This window comes from Okeania sp. SIO3B5, from assembly GCF_010692555.1.
GTDB lineage: Bacteria > Cyanobacteriota > Cyanobacteriia > Cyanobacteriales > Microcoleaceae > Okeania.
Genome location: NZ_JAAHHG010000111.1, coordinates 1 through 25,619 on the forward strand (window position 1 = coordinate 1; position 25,619 = coordinate 25,619).

Below are 25,619 nucleotides of genomic sequence, written 5' to 3' on the forward strand. Positions count from 1 at the left end.
TCTTATAAGGAACTCCTCAGACACGAGGACACGGAGACGCGGAGACACGGGGACACGGAGAGAAGGGGAGAAGGGGAGAAGGGGAGCAGGGGAGAAGGGAGAAATAGTCATACTATCTAAGTAAAACTACTTAACTATTCAAAAGTAATGTACTTTTAAATACATTTTCTCTCTAGGAAAAGGTTTTTAAAGTCTTAAACATAATTTGTCTATTTTGTCAAGTATTATGTTAAGAAAGATGTTTATAAAGCATAGTCCTGGGAGAGGGAGGGGCGAGGGGTGGGTCCCTACTCCCTACAAAGATCAAAAAGACTTTCCATACGCAAACCCTAATTATTCCCACAACCGACGACCAGAGGAACCCTTAAGTTTTTGATGAGTATCTTTCAATAAATTTGGTATATCTAAATTTTCCGGACATCTGGGTAAACACTCTCCACATTCAGTACATCGACTTCCTTTGTTACCTGGAAACCAATGACCTGCATTTTCAAACATCCCATATCGATACTTACCGAATTCTGTCATATCGTAGGCTACACTCAAATTTCTTAATCTCAAGACTTCTGGAATGTGAATATTTTCTGGACATGGCAAACAAGCATAACATTGGCTACATTTTTCTGTACCTAACTTTGTTGAAGCTTGAGTTTCCAAACGCTGAAATATCTCAACTTCTTGAGGAGTGAGAGGTTGTGTGCGATCGCTAATACTCAGAGGCCATTCTAATTCTTGTGGCCTAGCAGCACCCACACTGAGGGTTGTTATTCTTGGGTCACTTAATAAAAATCGATAATTTAATTCCAATGGGGAAAAAGGTTGACACAATTCCTGAAGGGTAGAAGATGGTGTATATAATTGCCCACCTTTATCTGCTGGAGAAATAATAAAAATGCCCATATCTTTTTGTTTAGCTAACTCTATTGCAGGGGCATTATGTTGGAAAAAGTAGTAGTAATGTAAGTTAATAAATTGAAAAAAGTCGGTATTAATAGTCGCTAAAATTACATCTAAAGGGCCATGGGTAGAAAAACCAATGTGTCTAACTCGCCCATCATCGATCATTTTATGTAGTGCTTTAATTCCATGATGGGTAATTTCTAAATGTTCCCAAGTATTAATGCCATGAATAGCCAAAAAGTCTAAATAGTCTGTGTTTAGGTTTTCTAGAGATTCATTTATATAGCGCTCTATTAAACCAACATCTCTTGTGGGTGTAATTTTTGTTGTGATATAAAGTTGGGTACGCTGTAGCTCAGAAACTAAGGCTGCACCCAGATATTTTTCACTTTTACCATAACCTCTAGCTGTTTCTATGTGATTAATTCCCATATTCACAGCTTGCTCGATCGTTTCTACAGCATTTTCCTGAGATACCAAATATCGCATAGTTCCCAAGGAAAAAACTGAGAGGTTTAAGTTCGTTTTGCCAAACCTGCGGTAGTGCACCTATATATTTTAGTTTTTAGTTTTTAGTTTTGCTATTTAGCGATCGCTTCTCCTTAGCTATTCTAAATATAGCAGTTTGCCTATAATGCCTATAAGTTTTAAGTGAATCAAACAATATAATAGAATCTGTCATAGGCCATACCTAAGTCCTAACTAATATTTATTAGTTGGCCAAGGTTATTTCAGTTATCAGTTATCAGTACCTCTAGCTGTTTGCGCAGCATGATCTAGGAAAGCATTGGGATTGAAAATATAAAATCCTCTTTTTTTATCTTCTTATTCTTATAAAGAGGAGACTTCAGACCCAAATTTTTCGGTTCAAATAAACTTTCAAAAGTTTTCAGCTAAATAAATCTTTTTTGACTTTTGCATTTTCAATTCTATTAAAATGGTATTATGATAATCCACCAGTACTAGAACCACCACGTTTGATTAAATCTTCAGGGCGAAGTTTTGATATAAAGTCCCTAAAGGCTTGCCTTTCTGCCTCATCTGCATCTCGGTCTACTGGAATTGAGGCATCTGCTACGACTTCTTCCATTACCCAGATGGGACTATTGGTGCGGAGAGCAATAGCGATTGCATCACTGGGCCTAGCATCAATTTCTTTTTTAGTTTCTCCTTGCTTCATAATCAGCGCTGCATAGAACGTGTTATCTTGCAATGAGTGAATTACTACTTTTTCCAGCACCCCACTAAGTGATTCTAAAATACTAACCGTGAGGTCGTGAGTCAATGGACGTGGTGGCTGATGGTTTTCCAGAGCGCTAATAATTGCTTTGGCCTGGTCTTGACCTATATAGATGGGCAAAGCACGTCTCTCTTTACCATCTCTTAACAATACGATTGGATTGCGTGTTGATGCATCCAATGCTATTCCAGCAACTTTCATTTCAATCATTGGCTCGGCCTCATTTTATAATAGTTTTTGTCAAGATATATAGAATGTAAGTTAAGTATAGATAAGGATCGAGTCATTTTTAGTATGAATTGATATTTACCTATATGAGTCATTTTTACATTTATTTATTATCTTCGATTTTTGAGAATATGGTGTCTTCCTTGACTAATGGCTCACCATGATATAAAAAACGTGTAATTTCAAGACTAGCATTGCTGCTCACGGAATATTGATAGACTTTGCGTTCATAAAATTTAACTAATCTTTAATTAATTAATCAGAGGAAAAACAGTGTTTACAGGATTGATTCAAGCTTTAGGAAAAATTAAGCTTTTAGAAGAAAGCCAAGTTTTAGTTTCTCTGGCATCATCTAGTGGCAGTAAAATAATCTTGGAAGATTTGGCCATTGGTGATAGTGTAGCTGTAGATGGTGTTTGTCTAACAGTAATAGACATTTTAGCTCAAGGATTTGTGGCGATCGTATCACCTGAGACCTTACAACGTAGTACATTAGGCCAAATATCGGATAGATATGTTAATCTTGAGACTTCATTGCGAGCAGGTAGTAAGTTAGGAGGCCATTTTGTTACTGGTCATATTGACGGGGTTGGACGCTTGGAAACCTCTGTGGAAACAATTAATGCCTGGGAAATGAGATTTACAGCTTCACAAATAAAGGACGACAGGTGGCAACGTCAGATAGCTCCCTATATTGTATCTAAAGGGAGTATAGCAGTTAATGGTATTAGTTTAACTGTGGCTGATTGTGATGTGGGTGGCAACTGGTTTGAAGTGGCAGTTATTCCCCACAGTTTCAATGAAACAAACCTGTGTCATTTAAAAGCAAGTAGTTTAGTGAATATTGAGGTAGATATTCTTGGTAAATATGTGGCTAAGTTTCTACATCAGAACTCTAATAACCATTCAGTTTTGGTAGGAAATTCTCATGTTAATAGTTTTAAAGATATTACACCAGAATTTTTGAGCGAAAACGGTTTTATTTAAGATGGGGGGAAATTAGACATCTCTAGAAAACAGGGAGTAGGGAGTAGGGAGTAGGGAGTAGGGGAAAATAATTGATAATTTATGGATAATAATTGATTTTATTTTTGAGTTTTACGAAATAATTAGGGTTTGCGTATGGAAAGTCTTTTGCTAAAGGTAGGAGTCAGGAGTCAAGAATCAGTTGTGAGAATTGAGGTGTTCCTTAAAACTGTTGTTTACTAACACCAAAAAATATAGACTATCCTGGACAAACATCTACAAAATGTCTAGGATGTGAGACAATCTAAAGCAGAAAAATTAGGAACCTGACACGAAACTTGAGTTCATGTCAAAGCTATCACAAATATGATTGACACCCAAAGACTTGCTCTGCTAACCTTAGAGTGAAGTAATTCAATGTAAGTAATGGCCAAATCTCACGGTTCCTTAACAGGGATAGAAGCCAAAATTGAATACCATCCTGCAAACACAGAACTCGGAGCATTGTATGAATCCTGGAAACGTTCTGCTGTTAACTGGATGCAAACTGAGAAGTTGTCAGAATCAGAAGTAGAAAAGCGTCTAATGAAGCGGTTTAACATCCAATGGGCATGGGCTGATTCAATCGCCACTGAAGCACGAACATGTTTAAACCAATTAAAAACAGCTAAGAATAACAATATCACTAAATTAGAATTACAAATTCAAGCTAAAACAACTGCTGCCAAAAAACTCATCACTAAACTAGAAAAAACATTAAAATTAGCAACAAAAAAAGGTTTTCCGCATCTACAAGCCCGAAATAAATTTTTTCATCAATTGCTAGGTTTAAAGAGTAAAATTCAGAAAATAGCTAGTCTGAAACGAAAATTAAAGCAGTTAAAAAATACAGAACGTTTACATATTTGTTTTGGCTCACAGAAATTATTTAATGCTCAACATAATTTAGCAGAAAATGGATATAAAACCCAAGAAGAATGGGGTGATTATTGGAGAAAAAAACGCTCAGGCAGATTTTTCTGTGTAGGAAAATCTCAGCCAGGGGGTGGAACTATGCTCAAAGTTTTCCCATTACAAGAGGATGGGTTATATAAATTACAAGTTCAACTACCGAGACCATTACAGGATAAATATGGTCAGAAAATACAGTTAGAATTTTCAGTTTCAGATAGGAATGGTCGATATAGAGAAACAGATTTAGATTATGCCATAAACAGTTTAAAACCAATTACAATTTCTATTTTTCGTAGAGAACATAAACAGGATAATTGGTATATACATCTTTCAACTTATGTACAAGAAATACCAGTAGTTCATACTAGAAAAAATGGTTGTCTTGGTCTTGATTTTAATGCAGAATCAATTTCAGTTGCTTATGTTAAATGGGATGGAAATATTGAATATTTAGAAGAAATCCCGTATAAATGGAAAAATCAAACAACAGGACAACGGCAAGCATCCATGAGAAATATTGTTTGTCAAGTTGTGAAATTAGCAGAATTTTTTGAATGTGCTATTGCTATTGAGTCTCTGGATTTTACCAAGAAAAAATCTAAGATGAGCGAGGAAAGTAAAGTTTATAATGAGATGCTTTCCAATTTGTCTACGGGAATGTTTAGGGAAGCTATATTGTCACGTTGTAGAAGATTTGGAGTTGAATTAATTAAAGTTAATCCAGCTTTTACTAGCGTAATTGGAATGATTAATTATATGGCTAAATACGGCCTAAATAGTGGCACTGCTGCAGCTTTAGTAATTGGCCGTAGAGCATTAAAATTATCAGAAAAAATACCCAAATGTTTGTTGAGACCGGAGGATGTCAACAAACATGATTGGAGTCACTGGAGACGAGTTGCTAGTTTTATTAAACTACATCGTATTCGCCGGACTCAACTTTTTCAATGGAGGAAAGTCCTTGAGGGAATCCTAACCCATAGTTTGTGGGCGGAACATCAACTTTCACAGCAAGTACACATTGAAACGGGTGAGTAATCAAATCATTTGCACCTCACCAGATGGCAAATGTCTAGCTTTGTCTAGTTTTCAAGAAGGTGTAGAATATAGCAATTATTATATTTATAATAATACGTTTTTTCTTCTTCTCTGTTCTCTGTTCTCTGTTCCCTGTTCCCTGTTCCCTGTTCCCTGTTCCCTGTTCCCTGTTCCCTAAAAGTTTCCAATATCTCACAACTCAAATCATATTGCTTAAAATAATGAAGATTTTTCTAGAGACAGAAAGATTAGTTTTAAGAGAGTTTACCGAAGCGGATACAGAGTTATTATTTGAGTTGGATAGCGATCCAGAAGTAACTCGATATACAAAATTAGGCGATCGCTCAGGAACACCTACAAGCTACGATGAGATTAAAAATGAATTTTTGCCTAAAGTTTTCAGGTATTACCAACAATATCAGAGTTATGGTTTTTGGGCAGCTATTGAAAAGTTAAGTAATAAATTTGTTGGTTGGTTTCATTTTAGACCAGGTTTAGATAGTTATATGGGAGCAGCATTGTATCAAGAGAATGATATAGAACTCGGTTATCGCTTACAAAGAAAAGTTTGGGTAAGAGGATATGCAACTGAAGGAGGAAAAGCTTTAATTAGGAAAGGTTTTTTAGAGTGGGAAATACAGCAAGTAGCAGCAAGTGCATTGTTAGAAAATAAAGCATCTATTCGAGTGATGGAAAAAGTGGGATTAAAATTTGAGCGAAATTTTGTTTATTCAGAATCTCAGCAACAAGGTGTTAAATATAGTTTGAGTAAGGATGATTTTTGTGCTTAGGGAATAGGGAATAGGGAATAGGGAATAGGGAATAGTTGCTTGAAACCTCTCTAAAGATTAGTTCGTTCATGGGTTGTTCAGGAGCAAGTAGTGAAAGGGGTATTTATAATTCATATCTTGATTACTGTTCGTCCAAATATCTTAATTCATAGTTTGATTCACCAACCACAATTTTTTTATAAAAATTAAATTTTTATGTGATAAACCATAGTCGCAAAAAATAATCTAGTAAATTAATCAAAGTTTGAATTCACTCAGATAGTTGAGGACAAATATAGTATTTTTCTGGCAGATAAAGTAAGGGATTATACTTTTTTTTATCTTGTTGTATGTTCTCTAAAATCAAAAATTTTGTACTTCATAGGAATAAAAATTACATGAGTAATACTAATTCTACAAATCTACCCTTATGGGTGCAAGACCGAGAAAAAGTAATTTCTAATGATACAGGTGTGGAATGGCGAGGCGGAAAACGACCAGATTATTCTCATAATGATCAAGTTTTTCAACAAGAGAGTAAATATGATCATCCAGAAGGATCTTTAGAAGCGATCGCTCATAACCTAGTCAGAACTTTTGAGATGGAAGCATCTAATAAAACTAATCCTGAACAGTGGTTATCTGTTGTTGCCGATAAATTTCGTATGAGTAGTAATGGAGGAAAAGAATATACTGCTCAAGAAACAGCAGAACAGGGAACATATAACCTTTTTATTAGTAAAAACAAATATTATGACCCTGACAAAGAAACCTTGAAATCATCCTTTGAAACTTTTCTTACAGCTTTTCCCAATGGATTTCTTTGGGAAGTAATAGAAGTACTTTCTGGACCGCCAAATGTTACATTTAAATGGCGACATTGGGGAACTTTTAAAGGTAATTTTAAAGACTACCAACCTACTGGCGAAACAATCGAAATTATTGGTATGAGTCTTGCTAGAGTAACTGAAGACTTAAAAATTGTGTCTGTAGAGCATTATTTTGATAATAGTAAATTTATCAAAGATTTAACGGCTGGTGGCTGCCCATTTCATAGTCAAAAATAAGAGAATTATTTAACTATAATTAGGCTATAATTCAACAAAAAAAATAAAGTAGAGGTCTGTCAAAATTTAATTATTGACAGTGGGAGTACCTTTCTCCCATCTTGTTAGAGAAACTCATGCCTATTTTAGAGCAATAATAGTTTACCGAAAAACTGATCAAACCTTTTCATAACTGCTAATATGTGGAAGCTCTGTGCTAGGAAAGATAGTAGTGCAGGATGGCGGAAATAACTGACAAGTTACAAAATTCTAAAAGCTTTACTAAGCAATACTTTTGATTTTTAACTTCCGCGTAGCGGTAGTAGTTAGGGACTCATCAACCTTACTATATAACGCACCTTTGATATTACTTTCGATCCCAACTGCTGCACAAACCTTCCACTTCATTACAGTTACTTCGGACATACTTGTAAATTTTTCCACCTATTGACTTAATTTCTGAGAAACGCGACATTGAACTGCGAACAAAAAAGTAGAACTAACACGCACCTGACTTATTAAATACTACCCAAATAGTTTTCCATATTAACTTGAGATCATATGCGATAGACCATTTTTGCTGATAGTCAATATCCATACGCACTATGTCTTCAAAGTCTTTCACACTAGAGCGACCATTAACCTGCCATTCTCCAGTTATACCAGGTTTGACATTAAGTCTGCGCCAGTGATGAGCTTCATAATTGTTGACTTCATCCACAGTGGGAGGGCGAGTTCCCACTAAACTCATATCTCCCTTGAGAACATTCCAGAATTGAGGTAGCTCGTCTAAGCTAGTCCGACGCAGAAAGCTGCCTATACGAGTTATTCTAGGATCTTTCTCATTTTTAAAGATGTTACCTTTTGCTTCATTTTTGACTAGGTGCTTCAGTTTTTCTGCATCAACAACCATTGAACGAAACTTCACGATCCAAAAAGTTTGACCCTTAAAACCACAGCGAACCTGACTGAAAAATAGCGGTCCAGGACCATCAAATTGCATGAATATAAGTACAGGAATTGCAAGTACTCCTGCGATCGCTAACCCGACTAAGGCTCCTACAATATCAATCAGGCGCTTGATTGGACTATTGACAGAGGGATGAGCTACTTGTTTGTATAAGTTAGCTGAGTATTTGTGTTCTAGAACTAGAGAATTCATATTTGAGGAGATTGATAAGTTAGATGTATTCATAAGACTTGCACTCTGAAATCATGTTCTAAATTCATGGAAAACTTTTATACCTTTATTCTAGGGTAGCTAAGTTCAGAGCGGTAGAGTTATATAGTTAACTTTACTGAATCTTCATAAATATTAGTCATTTTTTTAAAGTTTTTGTGTGGTTTAGCTAATTCCTAATTAATTTTTAGGGAATAAAAAGAAAATTATGTATACTAAAAGATTTGCTTTTTATTTCTTCTTGTGTCTTTAGAGATAATGTAATCCAAATCACAAAAAAAAAGTGTAATTTAATACAATCACTTATACTTAGAAATCCTGAGATACTTTTTTAAGAATAAACAGCAGGAAGCAGAAGGTAGAAGGGATTTATGACTTCTGTTCCCGCTGCCTGTTACCGAAGGGAACAAGGATATAAAACCCTGTATACAAGGATATAAAACCCTGTATATACAGTGTCTACAAGCTTTTTGGGTTCAGAAACCCCATCTAAAATTAGGGTCTGCTGAATAAATTGGTTGGTGGGGGTAGGATGCGGAGACGTGGGGACGCGGAGACGCGGAGATGGGGGGACGCGGGGACGCGGGGACGTGGGGACGCGGGGACGCGGAGATGGGGGGACGCGGGGACGTGGGGACGCGGAGACGCGGAGACGCGGAGATGGGGGGAACAGGCAACGGTTTCGGTCATTTTATGTGAAGAAATTTTCTTGAATTTCAGAAGAAAATTTCAGTATTTTGAGGCAAATAAGAGCCTTAAACTGGGAGATCAACTGAATATAAACAGCTCCATTACCGTAAGCTATGCTGACTTTTAGCTTTACAGCGCTTTTCAAATTGATGAACCACATCGCCATAACCAAAACCCAGTAGGGACGTTGCATGCAACGTCCCTACTGGGGTCTACTGAAATAAAAACTGCTGTATGAGCGCAAGCCCTAACTAGGGTTTGCTGAATAAATCTCAAACAATTACCAGATAAAGGTTTTAGCCTTTTTCGGTCTGAAATACCTTGGTTTTTAGCTCTTCACGCTCAAAAAGGAGCGCATTAAGGAGCGCATAGTTGGGCAAAAAAAATTATTCCCCCTACTCCCCTACTCCCCTACTCCCCTACTCCCCTACTCCCCCGCTCCCCTACTCCTTAAAAAAGACTTTTTCAGCAAGCCCTAACTATTGCGGAAACTCTCAACGGACGTGGAGGAGAGCCTAAGACTAATGCATTGTGAGCAGCATCCTAAAGAGATGTCAACCAGCCGAAGAGCTATGGCTGAGTTCTGTTTATCCGTCGCTAAAGCGCGGAGATGACAATGTGGGTTCCTCAAATTTTTGCCTAGTATTAGCCACTAACTTATTTAAGTATTCTCTTAAATATTCTGCTTGTTCGCCACTCAAACAATATCCACTACCATCAGTTTCTTGGGAAAAAAGTGGCTTTGCTCTCAAACTTTGATAGTCAGAATTTTGTCGAGAAACTTCACTCAATAGCATGACATCTTCCTCTGAAGGCAATAAACCAGGAGGTAATTTACTGTCTAAAATAGTCTTGATGTTCTCCTGACAAACACGAGTATTTATTCCTTGTTTCTCTAATAATTGATAAACTTCCTTTAGAGATAAAGGACGATCTGGAAAAACTCGTAGTATTTCCCAAAGTAAAAAATAGTCGTTGTATTGTTGTTGACGTATATCTATAATTTGTGAATAAAGAGGTAAGATAGCTAAACCATAAGCAACCCTACCTATAGTTAATTTAATATCTTCTATCTCAGATAAACAATTATCCGATCCCTGCGACTTTTCCTGCTCTAACTCTATATTTTGAGAATTAACTTTTGCATCTTGAACAATAATTGCATTAGATAATTTTTGACGTAACCAACGAGATATCCCGTTCCAACTTCCACTACCTCCAGTACATAAAGCGCGGTTAATTCCCACAGGAGATATTCCCACCCTACTCAAAAAATTATTTAACTCCTGGTTTAATTTTTGTATAAAAGGTCCTAATACTTTTTTTTCTAAATCTTGTTGTTGTAAATGCCATTGGCGATCGCCTATATTCAAAATAAATTCTTTTTCAGATGGCAAAATTACTTTTAAATTACGAGCTGCTGCTAATAATTCTTGTTTATAGGATGAACTTTGTAACCATTGCTGTAGTTGATACCTAATTGATAAATCTGGATAGCCTGGTCGTGGCCATGATTGAGTAGATTGTTCTTGATTCTTTTCTTTCTGGGCCTGGGGCGAAATATTTTCGTTTTTTAGTAATAGTTGACAAACAATATCTTGATCTAGGGCCTGACCTCCATAAGCAAAACTATGGCAATGGAAGTGAGAGTAAGTTAAATTTTGGCCATCATCAGGGAAATTAACTAAGGCCATTTCTGTTGTGGTTGCTCCCACATTCACAATTAAAATTTTGCCCTTTCTAAATTCTGAGGTATTAGATGTTTTTGGATCTGCTGTTACTGAAGTTAATTCTGATAGGGCAGTAGCGATCGCCTCCTCAACTACAATTACTTGATTGACATTTTGGACAAGACCTGCTTCTAAAACTGCTTCTCTGAGATTGAAGTGATAGGCTTCTGGCCAATTAGTTGGACTACCCATCAACACACATTTTAATTGTGCCAAAGCGGAAACAAATGTTTCTTGGTCTAATCCTACTGCGCCACAAGTATAATCATGAGGTAAAGTAATTATTGTTTGAGTTTCTTCATCAGTTAGAGAAATAGAGTCTTGGACAAAAGCTTGGGTCTGAAGGGTTGTCAATAAAGTTACTAATCCTTGATGAGCTAACTTGAGAGGAATTTGTTGATGTTCAGACAATTGCAGAACTGGTTCATGGGCAGTTGTAGTAACAAAGTTAGAATCTAGAAGAAAAGATTTATCTGGTTTTTCTTGAAATTTTTGTTTTTCAAATTTAATCGAAATGTAAGGAATAGTAACTTTTAAAGCAGGCTTCAAGTTTTGTACTAATAAGGGTTTTTCTTCTATAGTTTTCTGTTTAGATGACTTTTGATGTACATATAAAGTTGATGGTAACTTATATATTTTTGTTTTTGTATTAGAACTTAATGTTGTTTGAACTATTTTTGTTGAGAGAGCAAATTCTTGATTTGTTTCAGTAATATCTAACCCTGGTTTAGTTGCTACCCTTTCCCAATATATAGGATAAATTTCACTGCTGCTACGATTCAATAATGCTGCTGAAATACCTGTAGTACCAAAGTCAATTCCTAAATACCATAGTGAAGGTGTTTTCTTCGGTATTGCGTCAGTCTCTTTTAAGGAATTCAATTTTTTTTTTCTGTCTCTGGAAAGTCTTTAAGTAGGATTTCTAGAGGTAAAAATTCTTGCTCATCTGTGTCTGTTGATTCTACTTCTGTTGAAGATGTTAAGTTATCTAAAATATCTTCTATAATTTGTTCATTTTCTGTATTTTCTGCTGAATTGCTAGTATTTTCTTGGTTCGTTAGATTTGATTTTTCTGAAACCTCAGCAATATCTACAAATAAACCCTCTAAGTTATTAAGTTTTGCTTCTGAAGTTGAACTCATAGAATCATTAGTCGATTCAGCATTACTTTCTGCTAAAGATGCAGGTGAATATTCTCCTAATTGGAGTTCAGTTTGTTGTGGATCGTCTGCTAACTCATCTAAGTCAAATTCTTCTAAACTTTCTAAATCTGAACGCAAATCATTAAGGGTATTAGTATCTAATAATAATTCTATATCTTGTTTTTCATCTGATTCTTGTACTGGCAAGAGACTTTCTTTAGCAGATGCCTGAAGATACTCTTCTTCTTCTGATTTATTGCTGTAATTTATTTTTTCTTGCTTAGGTTCTAGAGAAGCAATTAATTGATTAGTTTCTGCTTCATTTATCTCTAATTCACCAAAGAGATTACTGAGAGATTCGATAATTTCAGTGTTTTCTACATTTTCTGAATTGCCTAACTTTGAGTCATAATTTAGTGGTAATTCAACCATATTTGCTATTTCTGTATTTTCTATTTTAGCAGTATAACTTTGAGATTTTTGCCATTCTGTGTTATTTTCTTCAAAACTGGGAGCCTCTAGTTGAGCAAAAGTTTGATCTTGCTCATTTTGACTTTTAATAACTTCTAAATCTTGCTCTTTATCAAAATTAAGTTCATTTTGAATAGATGATTCTTGAGGGTTTGAGCTATCTGCTTCAGTTGTTTCTGATTCTTTATTTACTTTAGACACAAACTCATATCCTGGATAAGGAAATACATCTGTATTGTTAGACCCATATAATTCATTGATTTGAGGAGATAGTTTTTGATTTTCAATATTTTCAGGACTAATATGAGAGGATGCTATAAAATTTTCTGGCTTTAGCTGTGTTTCTTCATTATCTTCTGTATTGAACTCATCAATAAATGAGCCATCTAAGTTATGGTCTTCTCCCAGTCTATTCTCTGAACTTGTCACCATCTCAGAAGGTTCAATATTATTAGAAGTCTGTGGATCGAGATTTTGCTTAATAGGTAAAGCGCTCTGAGTCGGATATGAATGTTGGTTGGTTAACTGAGACAAATGTTCCACCAACGTTTCTTGCACTGGGCCAAGCAAAGCTTGAGAAAACTCAGAGATAATTTGCTCCTGTTTAGCATATTGTTGAGCTAGGGAATAATTATCTTTTCTTTGCTTCTCAAGTTGCCTAATTTCTTCTTGCAAAGCTCGTCGTTGTTCTTTAAGAATTTGAAAATCTTCTTGTAAATAGCGATTAATAGGAGTCAAAAACTCTTCTAACTGTTGTGGATGTTGCTTTGTCGTCTGGTCAATAATATCTTCCGAATTTGAAGGTTGGTCAACAGAGAGTAGCTGTAGACTTGGAATTGTATCCACATTCTGACTCAGATAGTTCAGCACCTGCTGTAGTGCCTTCTGAGATTTTCTGAGTGTTTTTTCTAGGACTTGAGGAGAATTTTTAGTGCTAGGCTGATTTAGCACCTCATCTATTTCACTAATTATTGATTTGATTTGCTTATTCTGGAAATTCAAGAGTTTCACCTTTGTCACTCATCATTAAGAATTTTGACATCCTCCCGACGTTGACCTGCACCTGCAGCGCGGGATGTTTAAATCTTCAAGTACAATTGTGTCGTATTTCTTGACTAAATTAGTAGACAATTTATGAAGGAAGTCTGTACGTTTGCGCAGCATTCCGTTTGCGTTTGCGTAGCATCCCGTAGGGAAGCATTCCGAAGGAAAGGAAATATCCTTAATTTTGGCGTGCAGTCTAGCTATTTTCAGTCTTTGTCTTTCACGACGTTTACTGCCTGGCTCAGTCTTGGCAAACTTTCTCTGAAACTTAGCTAACTTTTTCAAGTTCTTTTTAAGAGGTTTAGGAGCTAATATTTTCTCTCCATTGCTCAATGTTGCAAATGTCGAAATGCCTAAATCTATTCCGATTGAATTATCAGTTTTAGGCAAAGATTCAGGATTAATTTCTACAACAAAACTAGCATAATATCTATTAGCTGAATCTTTAATTATAGTCATAGATGTAGGCTGGCTTGGCAATTTTCGTATTGCAAACTATTTTAATCTTGCCTACTTTTGGCAGATAGATTTTATCTTGATTAATCAGGTAATTAGCACCAACAAATCTGGCAGTTTGCTTTGACTTTCTACTCTTGAATTTAGGTGGTTTTACCTTGATTCCTTTTCTTTTACCTTTGCAACTATTGAAAAAGTTTTTGTAGGGGCGAATGGCCATTCGCCCCTACGGTCTAAATCTTTGAGAGACTGTTGTAATGGAGTTGAAGCAACTTCTTTTAACCAAAGTAATTCTCTTTTAGCTTGTGTTATGAATTGTTTGGTTAAATCAACATAGCTTGGTCTTTTAGCCCCGTTAACATACAGTTGATTGCAATGTGTTAAACTTTTGTTCCAAACATATCTGCAACATCCAAATAATTGATTTAATCTAATTATTTGGACATGATTAGGGTAGATACGATATTTATATCTAGCTTTCAATGTTTTCGACCTATTACTAACACGCTCGTAGTTTTATTATAGTATGGGTTGGCATTCCCATACGACGCTCCCCTTCGGGAGAGCGCGGGTATAAAAGCCAACATTAGATAAAACTGATGAGAGCATAACTGACTGTGGCATCCTCCCGACAATGACTTCTACTAAGTACAGCGCGGAGTTCCCACATCACTGTTGGACATTGCTGCCCTGCGTCCCTTGTCTAGATAAAAAGTCCCCGACAGCCCGACTTGACAGCCTATTTATTGGCCCCAGAGTCCCTGGGTACTAATACCAATGGATAATGAATAATTGATAATTAATCGAATCTAGGTTTAAAGCCTCTCATGAGCAAGGAGAAAAAATAAATCAGATTTCCTTATATTCAATTCCGTAACGGTTTTAACCAAAGTTAATTATCCATTATTCATTATCTATGTATCAATTAATGAAAGATTTCCTATGCTGAAGCTACGTCTCTATCAGCCTCATATTTACATTCTGGACAACTATGCCATCTATAAGAGAGTTCCTTTCTTACTAGACTACGACAGTTTAGACGAGTTTGATTCGTCTAATGTATAGCCCTATGTGGCAATAGCAGGATATGATTAAATTAATAATTTAAAGACATTGACTTTACTATATCTACTACATAGGTAATAACATTTATTTTTGGGTTTTTGACAAATCCTGTACGAATATTAATGTACTACCATACTGTAAAAGCCCTGTCATAACTTCCACAAAGTAGTTGACTTTCAAAATATTTAAAATCGGCCAATTAGCTACTAACATAATATGTATTAATTTTAATTATAAATTTATAGTTGCTCTGTGGGCTAAATATACTGCCCTATTAATATGGAAAAAATAACTTTATGGAAGAAAGGTATAATCGCGACCCCCAATTAAATATTAAAGAATTAATGCTATCTACCTCATTTTTTGAGGGTTTACCACAAGAAGCATTAGAAAAAGCAGTCATTCATGTGGTCAGTCGTCAACATCCACCAAATCAGGTAATCTTACTGGAGAATGATTGGGGGACATCTGTATACTTCATTCTGGATGGGTGGGTAAAAATTCGCACCTATAATTTGGATGGTAAAGAAGTAACCCTGAATATTTTAGGTAAAGGCGAATTATTTGGAGAAATGGCCGCTTTAGATGAAGTACCTCGCTCCACTGACGTAATTACCTTGGCCCCCACATTAATTGGTAATATGCCAGCTCAGGACTTTGCTCATCTAATTCATACTGAACCCACAGCAGGAATTAGATTAGCCCAATTAATGGCCAGACGTCTACGACAAGTGAATCGACGACTTAGACTACGAGAAGCAGATGCTCAGGCTAGGGTAGCAGATATTTTACTATTTCTAGCAGAGGGACAAGGTATAGATTCTCAACAAGGAAAAGAAATTCCTAATTTGCCTCATAGAGAGCTAAGTAGTCTAAGTGGGTTGGCCAGAGAGACAGTGACTAGAGTCTTAAGTAAGTTAGAAAAAAAGTCATTAATCAAGCGCGATCGCGATACATTATGTATTCCTGATATACACGCATTGGAACGTACACTTGTTTAGTCGGCGTTGCTAAATAAATGTATGATTTCACAGAAGTCAGGAGACAGAAGTCAGGAGTCAGGAGACAGGAGACAGGAGACAGGAGACAGAAAAGAATTTTTCGGTGACTTTAGAGTCAGAATATAGATATAATTTCCACTATTAGACATCTCCAAAAATTAAAAATAAAATCAATTCTTATCCATAAATTATCAATTATTTCCCCCTGTTCCCTGTTCTCTGTTCCCTCTTTTGGTGGAGATGTCTATTGTTTTAGGTGAAAATTTACCACTAATTGAATTTCATATATAGCAATGAGCGCTGGTATATTTACAAATTGCAGGAAAGACCAAATAGCTAAAAGTCTTATATTATCCGTTTTTTATTCCCCTCCTGGGAGGGGTTAGGGGTGGGTTGCCTGTTGCCAGATGAACTGTTGCCTGTTGCCTGCGCACAGCGCTATATCAAATCAGCAACGCCGTTTAATTCAGAAGTAGATCAAAAGTAAATTAAATTTTAATAACCAAAATTTATAAGGCCAAAGCAATTCTGTGAAAACAACTTCAGATCGAATATCGTTATCCACCAACAAAGAAGATAAACCAATAGTTCTAGTAGAAACAGCTTTTCTGGCCAGTACAGCTAGTTTAATTTGGTTTATCAATTATTATTTTCCCTTGGGACCCTTATTAAGAGTTTTCTTCCCAGTACCAATTGCTTTACTATATTTACGATGGGGGAACCGTGCCGCTTGGATGGGCGCAGCAGTATCAGGATTACTTTTATCTGTGCTTATGGGGCCAACTCGTAGTATTTTATTTGTTATTCCTTTCGGTTTCATGGGAGTAATGTTAGGGGCGGTATGGAAACGAGGAGGAAATTGGTTAACTTCTATTGGTTTAGGTTCTATACTCGGCTCTATTGGTTTCTTTTTTCGATTTTGGTTACTTTCACTTTTGTTGGGACAAGACCTTTGGATATATTTAACTACACAAGTTACAGAATTCCTAGAATGGGTATTTATCAAATTGGGATTATTAGCTCAACCTAGTTTGCCATTAATTCAAGCACTTGCTTTAGTTATGGTACTTGTGAATAATATTGTGTATTTATTTGTTGTACATTTGGTAGCTTTATTGTTACTAGACAGGATCGGCAACCCTATTCCTAGACCTCCTAAATGGGTAAGTGTGTTGCTTGATTATGAGTAATTTCAGTTATCAGTTATCAGTTATCAGTTATCAGTAGCTCCAAAAATAAAAAAGTGGAATGGGCATCTTGCCCGTTCCTGATATTTTTGGGCAGGCAGGATACCCACCCCACTTATTGGTATAATAGACATCTCCAAAAATCAAAAATAAAATAAATTTTATCCATAAATTATCAATTATTCCCCTCCTGGGAGGGGTTAGGGGTGGGTTCCCTGTTCCCTATTCCCTATTCCCTATTTTCTGAAGATATCTAAATAGTCTATTACCTAAATTTACTAATAATTAATGATTCGTGTTTATACTCAGGTGCAACAGGGTAAAAATTGGCTGCAAAGGTATCGGAGATGCCAACCAATTTTTGGCTGTATATTAGGATTTACAGATACAGGTCTAATTCCGGTAATTTCTGCAGCAGGGGCGACTCCAAAAGACCGCCAATATACTTGTTTGGCAGATGTAGAATTTTTATATAATGGTTTTCAACCACAACCAAAATATCCATTACCACCCCTTGATGCAGGTGCATCTCCAGTTTTAATCACAAAAGCAATTGTTGATGCTCTGAATATTCCTTTCTACTTATTTAATGCTGGTTTAACTCATCAACCTACTGTACCAACAATTGATTTGGGAGGTACTCCAGCTCGTTGTTTAACTTCTGGTCATGCTTTAGACATGGCAACTGTGAAACATTTACTAAAAGTTGGAAGGAGTTGGGGATGTAAGTTAGCTGCCGAAGCAAAAGATAGCTATTTAATTTTAGGAGAATGTGTGGTTGGAGGTACAACTACTGCTTTAGCAATTTTGTTGGGTTTAGGTATTGCTGCTGTGGGCAAAGTTAATAGCAGTCATCCTCAATGTAATCATACTCAAAAGTTGGCTGTGGTGCGTCAGGGTTTACAAGCTTCTGGTTTTAATTCTGTACCCCTGTTTTCACAACCTCTAAAATTGGTCGCTGCGGTGGGAGATCCGATGCAAATAGTAGTAGCAGGAATGGCAATGAAAGCAAGTCTCAAAGTAGGGGTGATGTTAGCTGGTGGTACGCAAATGTTAGCTGTTTATGCTTTGATGCAAGCGTTAGCAGCAAAATATTCTATATCTTGGTTGCCTGAGAATATTGTAGTGGGAACAACTCGATGGGTTGCTGAAGATCCGACAGGGGATACTGTGGGGTTAGCAAGAGAAATTGGTTTTGTGCCTTTGATGGCAACACAACTTAGTTTTGCTGAGTCTTGTTATGCTCAACTACGAGCTTATGAACAGGGATATGTTAAAGAAGGTGTGGGTTGTGGAGGATGTGCGATCGCGGCTCATTTATATAAAGATTGGAGTCAAGTGCAGTTGCTTCAAGCTGTTGAAAGTTTATTTTTGTAGTGGAAGGAAGAAGGAAGAAGGAAGAAGGAAGAAGGAAGAGGGAGAAATCTGGCATTGTCTGAGTTTTTGGCCCCACCCTCCCCACACTTGGAAATAGCAGCCCAGATAAATATTATTTATAATTATCAACATATCAACAAGGAGTATAGAAAATGGAACCTATAGAAGTTGGCCTAGTAGCGATCGCCTATTCTTTTTTAACTAAATATGTGGAAAAGACAGGGGAAGGTTTAGGGGAAAAGACTTTGGAGCAAGCAGGTAAGTTGTGGCAACTCATACAACGAAAGCCTACGGGAACTTTGCCTGCTTTGAAATCTGCTGAAACAGAAGCTTTTCCTGTAGATTTCGACCGGGCCATAAAAGAGTTGGAAGCTGCTGCTAATGAAGACCCGGAAGTTAAGCAAGCTGTTATTGATGTGGTTGAAGTGGCAAAACAGGAAAGTCCAGAGGATGTGAAAAATATTGAGGCTGAGATTGAAAAAATTAAGTCTCAAGGAGTAACTGCTGAGAAAATTAATGCTTTATTTCAGGCAAAGACTATTAGTGGGAAATTTGTAGGTCATACTGAGGTAATTAAAGATTCTACTATTAATGGTAGTGTTACCTTTTGACTGGGGTCGTCGGGAGGGGCACCGACAAAGAAAAGTACCCAACTGCCAGAAGGCATTCCTGAAAATTTTAGTCGCCGGAGTGGTGCTAAGAATTTTGTTGGTAGGGATGAGGTAATGGATATCCTACACCAACAGTTACAAACAACTGAACGAGTAGCAATTACTTCTATTACTGGTATGGGTGGTATCGGTAAAACTGAACTTGCTCTCCAATATGCTCGTCATCACCTCCAGCAAAAGACTTATTCTGGCGGGGTTTGTTGGTTGGAGGGGCGTGGTGTGGATGTGGGAATTCAGATTGTTAATTTTGCTAAGTCACAACTTAACTTAGATCCTCCAGAAGATTGTGACTTGCAGACTCAGGTGCGTTATTGTTGGCGTAATTGGTTGCAGGGTGATGTGCTGGTAATTTTTGATGATGTGGTTGATTATCAGGAGATTTCGGATTTTCTACCTCCTGGGGAAGCTCGGTTTAAGGTGTTGATAACTACCCGTCAAAAATACTTGGGGCAATTTTTCCACAGGTTAGAGTTAGAAGTGCTGGATGAGGATGCAGCTTTGGAATTGTTGGTTTCTTTTGTTGGCAAGACGCGGATACAAGGAGAGCGAGAAGAGGCAAAAGCGTTGTGTGCCGATCTGGGATTTTTGCCTTTGGGGTTGGAGCTGGTGGCACGTTATTTGGAGCGGAAACCGGATTTGTCTTTGGCAAAAGCAAGGCAACGTTTGCAGTCAAAACGGTTAGAGCATAAATCTCTGGAGCGATTTTCTCAAGATATGACTGCAGAGCGGGGAGTTTCTGCTGCTTTTGAATTGAGCTGGCAAGAGTTGGATGAGGATGAGCGGGAGTTGGGGCGGCTGTTGAGTCTGTTTGCTCCAGCGGTGATTCCTTGGTCGTTGGTTGAGGGGTGTTTAGCGGAGGTGGATGAGGAAGATTTGGAGGACTGGCAAAGTAGTTTGGTTGGTGCGAGTCTGCTGCAACGGTTGGAAGGAGGTAGCTATCAACTGCATCCATTGATTCGAGAATTTTTCAGAGGGAAGTTGTCTGAGTCAAACTCGGTTGAGGAGATGAAACGAAGTTTTTCTCAGGCGGTGGTAGCAGTGGCAGATGAAATTCCCCAGACACTAACTCGTGAGCAGGTTTTAGGGTTTGAACCCGCGATTCCTCATCTTGAGGAAGTTGCTGTCAACCTGACTGATTGGTTAACCGATGACAATTTAATCTTGCCTTTTATTGGTTTGGGCAGATTCTATGATAGTCAAGGATTGTATGAGCAAGCTATACCCTGGTGCGAGCAGTGTTTAAAGAAAGCCCAAAGTCGTCTGGAACCGAGGCACTCAGATGTTGCTAGGAGCCTCAACAATTTGGCTTTTCTCTATTACTCCCAAGGCAAATTCACGAAAGCAGAACTTTTGTATATAGAAGCTTTAGAAATTTATAAACAACAGTTAAAAGTAACACACCCCTCTATTACTATTCTTAACAATTTGGCTAATCTCTATGATTCCCAGGGACGATATATGGAAGCTGAAGCTTTATATCTGGAAGTATTAGACACATATCAACAGATACTAGAAACAGAAAATCCAAACATTGCTACAACCCTTAACAATTTGGCTTTCCTTTATTACTCCCAAGGCAGATACAAGGAAGCAGAAACTCTATATTTAAAAGCTTTAAAGATTTATCAAAAAAAACTAGGAAAAGCACATCCATCCGTTACTAGAAGTCTGAATAATTTAGCAAATCTCTATCAATCTCAAGAGCGATACACAGAAGCGGAAAATTTGTATATAGAAGTTTTAGAAATGACAAGGCAACTACTCGGGATCGACCACCCATCTGTTGCTAGAAGTCTCAACAATCTGGCTTTTCTCTACTACTCTTTAGAACGCTACATAGAAGCAGAACCTCTTTATATGGAAGCTTTGAAGATATACAAACAAAAGCTAGGATATGCACATCCAGATATTACGATCAGCCTCAATAACCTAGCTTGTCTTTACGACTCCCAAGGGCGATACACGGAAGCAGAATCACTGTACCTAGAAGCCGTAACTATGTTTGTTTCGCAGCTAGGAGAAAACCATCCCCATACTGAGAAAGCTCGGCAAAACTATCAATCTTTTTTACAGAAAGTTGCCAACGAAAATCGTCAAGGGGAGTTATCTAATGAAATGAGTTTGCAGATTATCTCGCAGATGGAGAACTAAGTTTTAGTGATCAGTTATCAAGGAGATATCAACGAAAATTAATTGTTTTCCCTGCTTCCCTACCAGTGACAGGATGAGCTTTTTTTGTAGAATAGTCAAAACTGGAGCGATCGCCTACTTTAAAACTCCTGAAAAGAGCGATTGTCTTCTCTAATTACAAACTTTCCCATTCATCTTGAGAAATACCCGCTTGCATTAAAATGCGTCTGAGTAAATTCCTGCTGATGTCTCCTTGATGAGGGTTGGGAATGCGAACTCGCAAACTATCGCGCACCTTAACGAAGTCAGAAGTCAGAAGTCAGAAGTCAGAAGTCAGAAGTTAACCCACCCCTCGCCCCTCCCAGGAAGGGAAGTAGGGTATTTGAGTTTCGCTCCAAAAATATTTCGCCTTAAAAGGCGTGGTTTTAGACCCAATAATTTTGATAAATTGATGTTTTCCTCCAGAATAAGGACCGGAAAAACCTGTCGCTCTCAATGCAACAATTAACTCGCGACGAGATATAGGACCAAAAACTGGCATTAGGCGACAGACTCCACTTTCAAACTAACCCCATCAAACTCTGGGAGTTCGTGACCCATTGCAACACCAATAAGTACCCACTCCTCCAAAACTTCCAATAATTCCTGGCGACATTCTTCGAGGGTGCTACCTGTTGCCCATACGCCAGCAGCACCAGAAATCGACCCATAAAAACCTTCATCCTCCTCCAGGATCTCGTAGTTAGCTGCCTGCATTGCTTTTTGTAAATATTCTTGAATCATGGTTTATTCCTATCCTATTGAAATAATAGGTAAAGATGTTAGTATCTAGCAAGTATTTAGTCACCCCACGCACCGGATAAGGTTTACCATTGAATTTCTCCACGAGCTAAATGCTCCTCATAACTCTTCCAAATTAGATAAATAATCAGAAAAATCAGATTCTGCTAATTTTTTACCCTCGGCAAATAGCTCCCACAACTGCCAGCGCTCGCGGTCGTGTTTCATCAACAAGAAACTGACAAAATCATTGACCTCAGGCACAAGTTCTTCAGGGAGTTGATTAATTTTAGCAATAGTTTCTTCGCGAACGTTCATGTCTACCTCTTGTTTTTGCTTGTAGAATTTAAAACTGCCATCTCAATGCCCAAAAAAATCATTTATAACCTACCACTTCCCATACTCTTGCTAATACTGGTTAATTGCTGCCTTCAAAGCTTCGTTAGCAGCGGGTGGATTCAAAATAGCCGATTCTATTATCTCCCAGTCGCGATCGCTTGCTACAATAACTTCTGGTTCTGCTGTTTCCTCACTCGCAGCATCTAAAGCAATTAGTAGCAAATATTCGTTAACAGTCAAACATCTCAAAGCAGCCGCCTGCTCTAAAAGTTGTTTTTGTTCTGGTTCTAGAGTTAAAGTTATATTCGTTTTCTTAGTATTTGTTGTTGCTGACATAAGACTTCACCTATTTTTGAACATAACAATTTCTATATTATACCTTTTCTTCCCCAGATTGTCAACAGTTTTGATAAATAAGTGATCGCTTTATTTATTTATCAGAAAATAGGTGCGAACGCCATACATAAAGCAAGGAGCAACCCCAATATGTTAAAATTAAATCTAACCTAGACCACCAGGAGACAAAAAATGGTAGCAGTTCCAATTTCTTTCTTCCCTCTTGACTCCTGACTCCTCCGTCGTTTCTTTATGAGTATTCAACCGGACATGATATTATTCATCTTCCTTTTCCGCAAATACTTCTGCCAACAATGGCGATACATTACTATTCAACTTACCTGCTCGAATAAACTCAGCGTAAGTTTCCGCCTCAATATCTACCAACTCTTTCCGTAATAACTCCATATCCAGCGCTACTAACTGAGAATGTTCTGCTTGCATCTTATCAATTTTCTCCTGCAACTGTTTCAATTCATTTTGCAAAAATTCTGCCTGATAGCGATAATATTCTGGGTCAATTTCTTGCAACCTAACCAAGTCAGACACATAATTAAGCACTCGCTTTAAAGCTACACGGCGAGCAGTCGTTTCCATATATTCCTGACGCAACGGTTGGTCCCCTATTAAACCCAATACTTGCAACATTGACTGAGTTGTTAAACCTTGTACCAACAATGTAAACAATACTACCCCAAATACAACTGCCGTAATTTCATCTCGTCCAGGCAAAACTACAGGTACACTCAACACTAGAGCAATAGAAACAGAACCCCGTAAACCTCCCCACCAAAGTAACGTTTGTTCTTTTAAACCAATATTTGACTTTGCTACCAAATTACTCAAAGCACTCAAACTATAAACCGAAATTGCTCGCGTGGCAAGAACTGCTCCAATAGCTACTGCTATCAATACTATATTATCTGCCAGAGTCGAATATTGAATTTGATCGCCTATTAACAAAAACACTATGGAATTGACAAAAAATGCCACAAATTCCCAAAACTCACTAACTATTAATCGAGTCCGGGGGTTCATCCCAATGCGAGAACCGAAGTTACCTAAAATTAAACCAACGGTGACAACCCCAATAACTCCCGAACCTCCTAATTTTTCTACTATTATATAAGTGCCATAAGCAGAAACTAAAGTTAGTGACTGTTCCACCAAAGGTAAATCAAAACGTTGGGTGAGGTAAGAAATACCAAAACCAATTAAGCAACCGATACCGATACCGATGCCAACAAAACTAAGAAAAGTGAATAGAGAGTTTGAAATAGAAAATTTATCGACTGTTCCTAATGGAATTCCTACTAGCAAAGTAAAGGCAACAACTGCCACACCATCATTAAATAAACTTTCTCCTTCCATTAAAGTGCGTAGGCGTTTACTTGCTCCTAATTCTTTTAATAAAGCTACTACAGAAATAGGGTCTGTTGCTGATAAACTAGCTCCGACGAGAAAGGCGATCGCTAAGGGAATTCCAGTGAAAAAATTTAAACCATAAGCAATACCAACTACCGAAATAATTACACCAATAATTGCAAAAAATCCTACTGGAACTAAATCTCGTTTTAAGTCTCGCCAATTCAAATTCCAAGCAGCTTCAAATAATAAGGGAGGTAAGAAAATTTCGAGGATTAATTCAGGAGATAAATTGACTAATCTCACATCAATGAATGCCAGAACTAATCCGGCAATTACTAATAATAAAGTAAAGGGAATTCTACGGAACCAACTAAAAACTCGTGAGAGAGTTGCCACACTCAGAGAAACAGAAAGAACTAACAGAAATTGTTCTATATTTTGCTCAATCACTGTTTCAGTTACGGCAGTTTCTAAAGCCATATATTACCCCTAAATTTTGCATAAAATTACAGCGCTTTTCATTTAAGTAAACTACAAAATTCTTTTTACTTAGGAAGTAGGCAGTAGGCAGTAGGAAGTAGAAAAATGCTTGAGTCGCTGTAGTCTATCTATGTGAAAACCGCTATAAAAGATATCTCCAGAAAATAAACTTGCCCTTTATTTGCTATAAACTAGAGTTTAATAACTCAAAAAATCATTTTCCGTGTTTTTTTCCTAAAAAAATCTTCCCTGTTCCCTATTTCCTATGCCCTACTTTTACAAAAAGTCTATATCTTTTTCAGCAGATTTCTAATAGACATCTCCAATAATAAAAAATAAAATCAACTATCGCACAGAAATTATCAATTCTTCCCCTCCTGGGAGGGGGAGGGGCGAGGGGTGGGTTCCCTACTCCTGTACGGGCGAATCGCGATTCGCCCCTACTCCCTACTCCCTCTTTTCTGGAGATGTCTAATCAATAAAATACCGACTGTTGTCTGAGTGTAAGAAACAGTCGGCTTTTTAGCAAAGAGTTGAGGTTGAATCTAATTTTCTTTGTTTAAGAACTTTTGCCCTTGTTGAATGGCTAAAGCTCCAATATTGAATACTGCCCAACCACCAGCAGCAATTATAGGAAACAGAACGATTAACAAACGAAAGTCAAATTCCATTTACTCCCCTCCTGAAGATTTTTAAAGATTTATCATTGTCTTATCATCTTAATCTAAAATTAAGTTCTTTGAGGAAAATTTTTAATGGTTTGCGCAACATTTACCGAAAAATTGGGTTTAAAGCCTCGCCCTTGTAGGGCGACTTTTTATTTGAGTATGCAAGTGAATTGGATATATGCTAAACTGTTATTAGTTGCCGGGGGGCACGCCTCCTCCGGAGGAGCTACGCTAACGGAAACTCGTGCGCGGACGTGGAGGGAAGCATCAGACTACCGCCAAGGAAGCAGCACCCTGTGTTAGCGGCAGCTATGCGAAGCAAAGCGTCAACCCGCCGAAGAGCTACGGCTCAGTAGGAATCC

General features: G+C 37.4%; 23 protein-coding genes. 9 read left to right on the plus strand and 14 right to left on the minus strand.

Annotation, left to right across the window (positions count from 1 at the left end; genetic code table 11):
- Positions 1–333: 333 nt before the first annotated feature.
- Together F6K54_RS16690 and F6K54_RS16695 are read right to left on the minus strand one after the other, a co-directional pair.
- Positions 334–1,449, minus strand: coding sequence for an aldo/keto reductase (locus F6K54_RS16690; protein ID WP_293079381.1), 1,116 nt, complete (start codon positions 1,447–1,449; stop codon positions 334–336).
- 394 nt (positions 1,450–1,843) lie between these two features.
- On the minus strand, positions 1,844–2,350 hold the full coding sequence (locus F6K54_RS16695) for a bifunctional nuclease family protein (protein WP_293079383.1): 507 nt from the start codon (positions 2,348–2,350) through the stop codon (positions 1,844–1,846).
- A 291-nt stretch (positions 2,351–2,641) separates the two neighbouring features.
- Here F6K54_RS16695 and ribE point away from each other — a divergent pair, with 291 nt between their 5' ends.
- The 4 genes from ribE to F6K54_RS16715 all read left to right on the plus strand — a co-directional run bounded on the left by ribE (position 2,642) and on the right by F6K54_RS16715 (position 7,163).
- The gene (gene ribE / locus F6K54_RS16700) at positions 2,642–3,355 is read left to right on the plus strand and encodes a riboflavin synthase (RefSeq protein WP_293079385.1); all 714 of its coding nucleotides are present in this window, start codon (positions 2,642–2,644) and stop codon (positions 3,353–3,355) included.
- Positions 3,356–3,760: 405 nt separating this feature from the next.
- Positions 3,761–5,326 (plus strand): IS200/IS605 family accessory protein TnpB-related protein, encoded by a 1,566-nt coding sequence (locus tag F6K54_RS16705; RefSeq protein ID WP_293079387.1) that lies wholly within the window; start codon positions 3,761–3,763, stop codon positions 5,324–5,326.
- A gap of 221 nt (positions 5,327–5,547) precedes the next feature.
- The gene (locus tag F6K54_RS16710; protein WP_293079389.1) at positions 5,548–6,117 is read left to right on the plus strand and encodes a GNAT family N-acetyltransferase; all 570 of its coding nucleotides are present in this window, start codon (positions 5,548–5,550) and stop codon (positions 6,115–6,117) included.
- Between the two features lie 377 nt (positions 6,118–6,494).
- A complete protein-coding gene (locus F6K54_RS16715; protein WP_293079391.1) occupies positions 6,495–7,163 on the plus strand; it encodes an ester cyclase in 669 nt (222 codons plus the stop codon).
- A 261-nt stretch (positions 7,164–7,424) separates the two neighbouring features.
- Here F6K54_RS16715 and F6K54_RS16720 read toward each other — a convergent pair whose 3' ends face one another.
- The 6 genes from F6K54_RS16720 to F6K54_RS16745 all read right to left on the minus strand — a co-directional run bounded on the left by F6K54_RS16720 (position 7,425) and on the right by F6K54_RS16745 (position 14,338).
- Positions 7,425–7,568, minus strand: a complete 144-nt coding sequence (locus tag F6K54_RS16720) for a hypothetical protein (RefSeq protein ID WP_293079393.1) — start codon at positions 7,566–7,568, stop codon at positions 7,425–7,427.
- 73 nt (positions 7,569–7,641) lie between these two features.
- Entirely contained in the window at positions 7,642–8,337 is a 696-nt protein-coding gene (locus F6K54_RS16725) for a sugar transferase (RefSeq protein WP_293079395.1), read from the minus strand.
- A gap of 1,262 nt (positions 8,338–9,599) precedes the next feature.
- On the minus strand, positions 9,600–11,624 hold the full coding sequence (locus tag F6K54_RS16730; RefSeq protein ID WP_293079397.1) for a hypothetical protein: 2,025 nt from the start codon (positions 11,622–11,624) through the stop codon (positions 9,600–9,602).
- Positions 11,621–13,357, minus strand: coding sequence for a hypothetical protein (locus tag F6K54_RS16735; RefSeq protein WP_293079399.1), 1,737 nt, complete (start codon positions 13,355–13,357; stop codon positions 11,621–11,623). The genes F6K54_RS16730 and F6K54_RS16735 overlap by 4 nt, the downstream gene beginning before the upstream one ends.
- Before the next feature lie 24 nt (positions 13,358–13,381).
- Positions 13,382–13,858: a transposase gene (locus tag F6K54_RS16740; RefSeq protein ID WP_293079401.1), complete on the minus strand. Its 477-nt coding sequence runs from the start codon at positions 13,856–13,858 to the stop codon at positions 13,382–13,384.
- Positions 13,859–14,008: 150 nt separating this feature from the next.
- Positions 14,009–14,338, minus strand: coding sequence for a helix-turn-helix domain-containing protein (locus tag F6K54_RS16745; RefSeq protein ID WP_293079403.1), 330 nt, complete (start codon positions 14,336–14,338; stop codon positions 14,009–14,011).
- An 878-nt stretch (positions 14,339–15,216) separates the two neighbouring features.
- On the opposite strand from F6K54_RS16745, the gene F6K54_RS16750 reads away from it, so the two are divergent.
- The 5 genes from F6K54_RS16750 to F6K54_RS16770 all read left to right on the plus strand — a co-directional run bounded on the left by F6K54_RS16750 (position 15,217) and on the right by F6K54_RS16770 (position 21,307).
- On the plus strand, positions 15,217–15,921 hold the full coding sequence (locus tag F6K54_RS16750; RefSeq protein WP_202222707.1) for a Crp/Fnr family transcriptional regulator: 705 nt from the start codon (positions 15,217–15,219) through the stop codon (positions 15,919–15,921).
- Positions 15,922–16,451: 530 nt separating this feature from the next.
- Positions 16,452–17,111: a DUF2232 domain-containing protein gene (locus F6K54_RS16755; protein WP_293079405.1), complete on the plus strand. Its 660-nt coding sequence runs from the start codon at positions 16,452–16,454 to the stop codon at positions 17,109–17,111.
- A gap of 285 nt (positions 17,112–17,396) precedes the next feature.
- Positions 17,397–18,485, plus strand: coding sequence for a nicotinate mononucleotide-dependent phosphoribosyltransferase CobT (cobT, locus tag F6K54_RS16760; protein WP_293079407.1), 1,089 nt, complete (start codon positions 17,397–17,399; stop codon positions 18,483–18,485).
- A 152-nt stretch (positions 18,486–18,637) separates the two neighbouring features.
- Positions 18,638–19,096: a hypothetical protein gene (locus F6K54_RS16765; RefSeq protein WP_293079409.1), complete on the plus strand. Its 459-nt coding sequence runs from the start codon at positions 18,638–18,640 to the stop codon at positions 19,094–19,096.
- 114 nt (positions 19,097–19,210) lie between these two features.
- The gene (locus F6K54_RS16770; RefSeq protein ID WP_293079411.1) at positions 19,211–21,307 is read left to right on the plus strand and encodes a tetratricopeptide repeat protein; all 2,097 of its coding nucleotides are present in this window, start codon (positions 19,211–19,213) and stop codon (positions 21,305–21,307) included.
- Between the two features lie 319 nt (positions 21,308–21,626).
- On the opposite strand, the gene F6K54_RS16775 is transcribed toward F6K54_RS16770, so the two are convergent.
- The 6 genes from F6K54_RS16775 to F6K54_RS16800 all read right to left on the minus strand — a co-directional run bounded on the left by F6K54_RS16775 (position 21,627) and on the right by F6K54_RS16800 (position 25,260).
- On the minus strand, positions 21,627–21,827 hold the full coding sequence (locus tag F6K54_RS16775) for a hypothetical protein (protein WP_293079413.1): 201 nt from the start codon (positions 21,825–21,827) through the stop codon (positions 21,627–21,629).
- Positions 21,827–22,069, minus strand: a complete 243-nt coding sequence (locus F6K54_RS16780; protein WP_293079415.1) for a type II toxin-antitoxin system HicB family antitoxin — start codon at positions 22,067–22,069, stop codon at positions 21,827–21,829. The genes F6K54_RS16775 and F6K54_RS16780 overlap by 1 nt, the downstream gene beginning before the upstream one ends.
- A gap of 117 nt (positions 22,070–22,186) precedes the next feature.
- On the minus strand, positions 22,187–22,384 hold the full coding sequence (locus tag F6K54_RS16785) for a DUF2281 domain-containing protein (RefSeq protein ID WP_293079417.1): 198 nt from the start codon (positions 22,382–22,384) through the stop codon (positions 22,187–22,189).
- Between the two features lie 90 nt (positions 22,385–22,474).
- Positions 22,475–22,741, minus strand: a complete 267-nt coding sequence (locus F6K54_RS16790) for a DUF1778 domain-containing protein (protein WP_293079419.1) — start codon at positions 22,739–22,741, stop codon at positions 22,475–22,477.
- Between the two features lie 276 nt (positions 22,742–23,017).
- Positions 23,018–24,589: a sodium:proton antiporter gene (locus F6K54_RS16795; protein ID WP_293079421.1), complete on the minus strand. Its 1,572-nt coding sequence runs from the start codon at positions 24,587–24,589 to the stop codon at positions 23,018–23,020.
- 545 nt (positions 24,590–25,134) lie between these two features.
- On the minus strand, positions 25,135–25,260 hold the full coding sequence (locus F6K54_RS16800) for a photosystem II protein Y (protein WP_293079423.1): 126 nt from the start codon (positions 25,258–25,260) through the stop codon (positions 25,135–25,137).
- Positions 25,261–25,619: the final 359 nt, after the last annotated feature.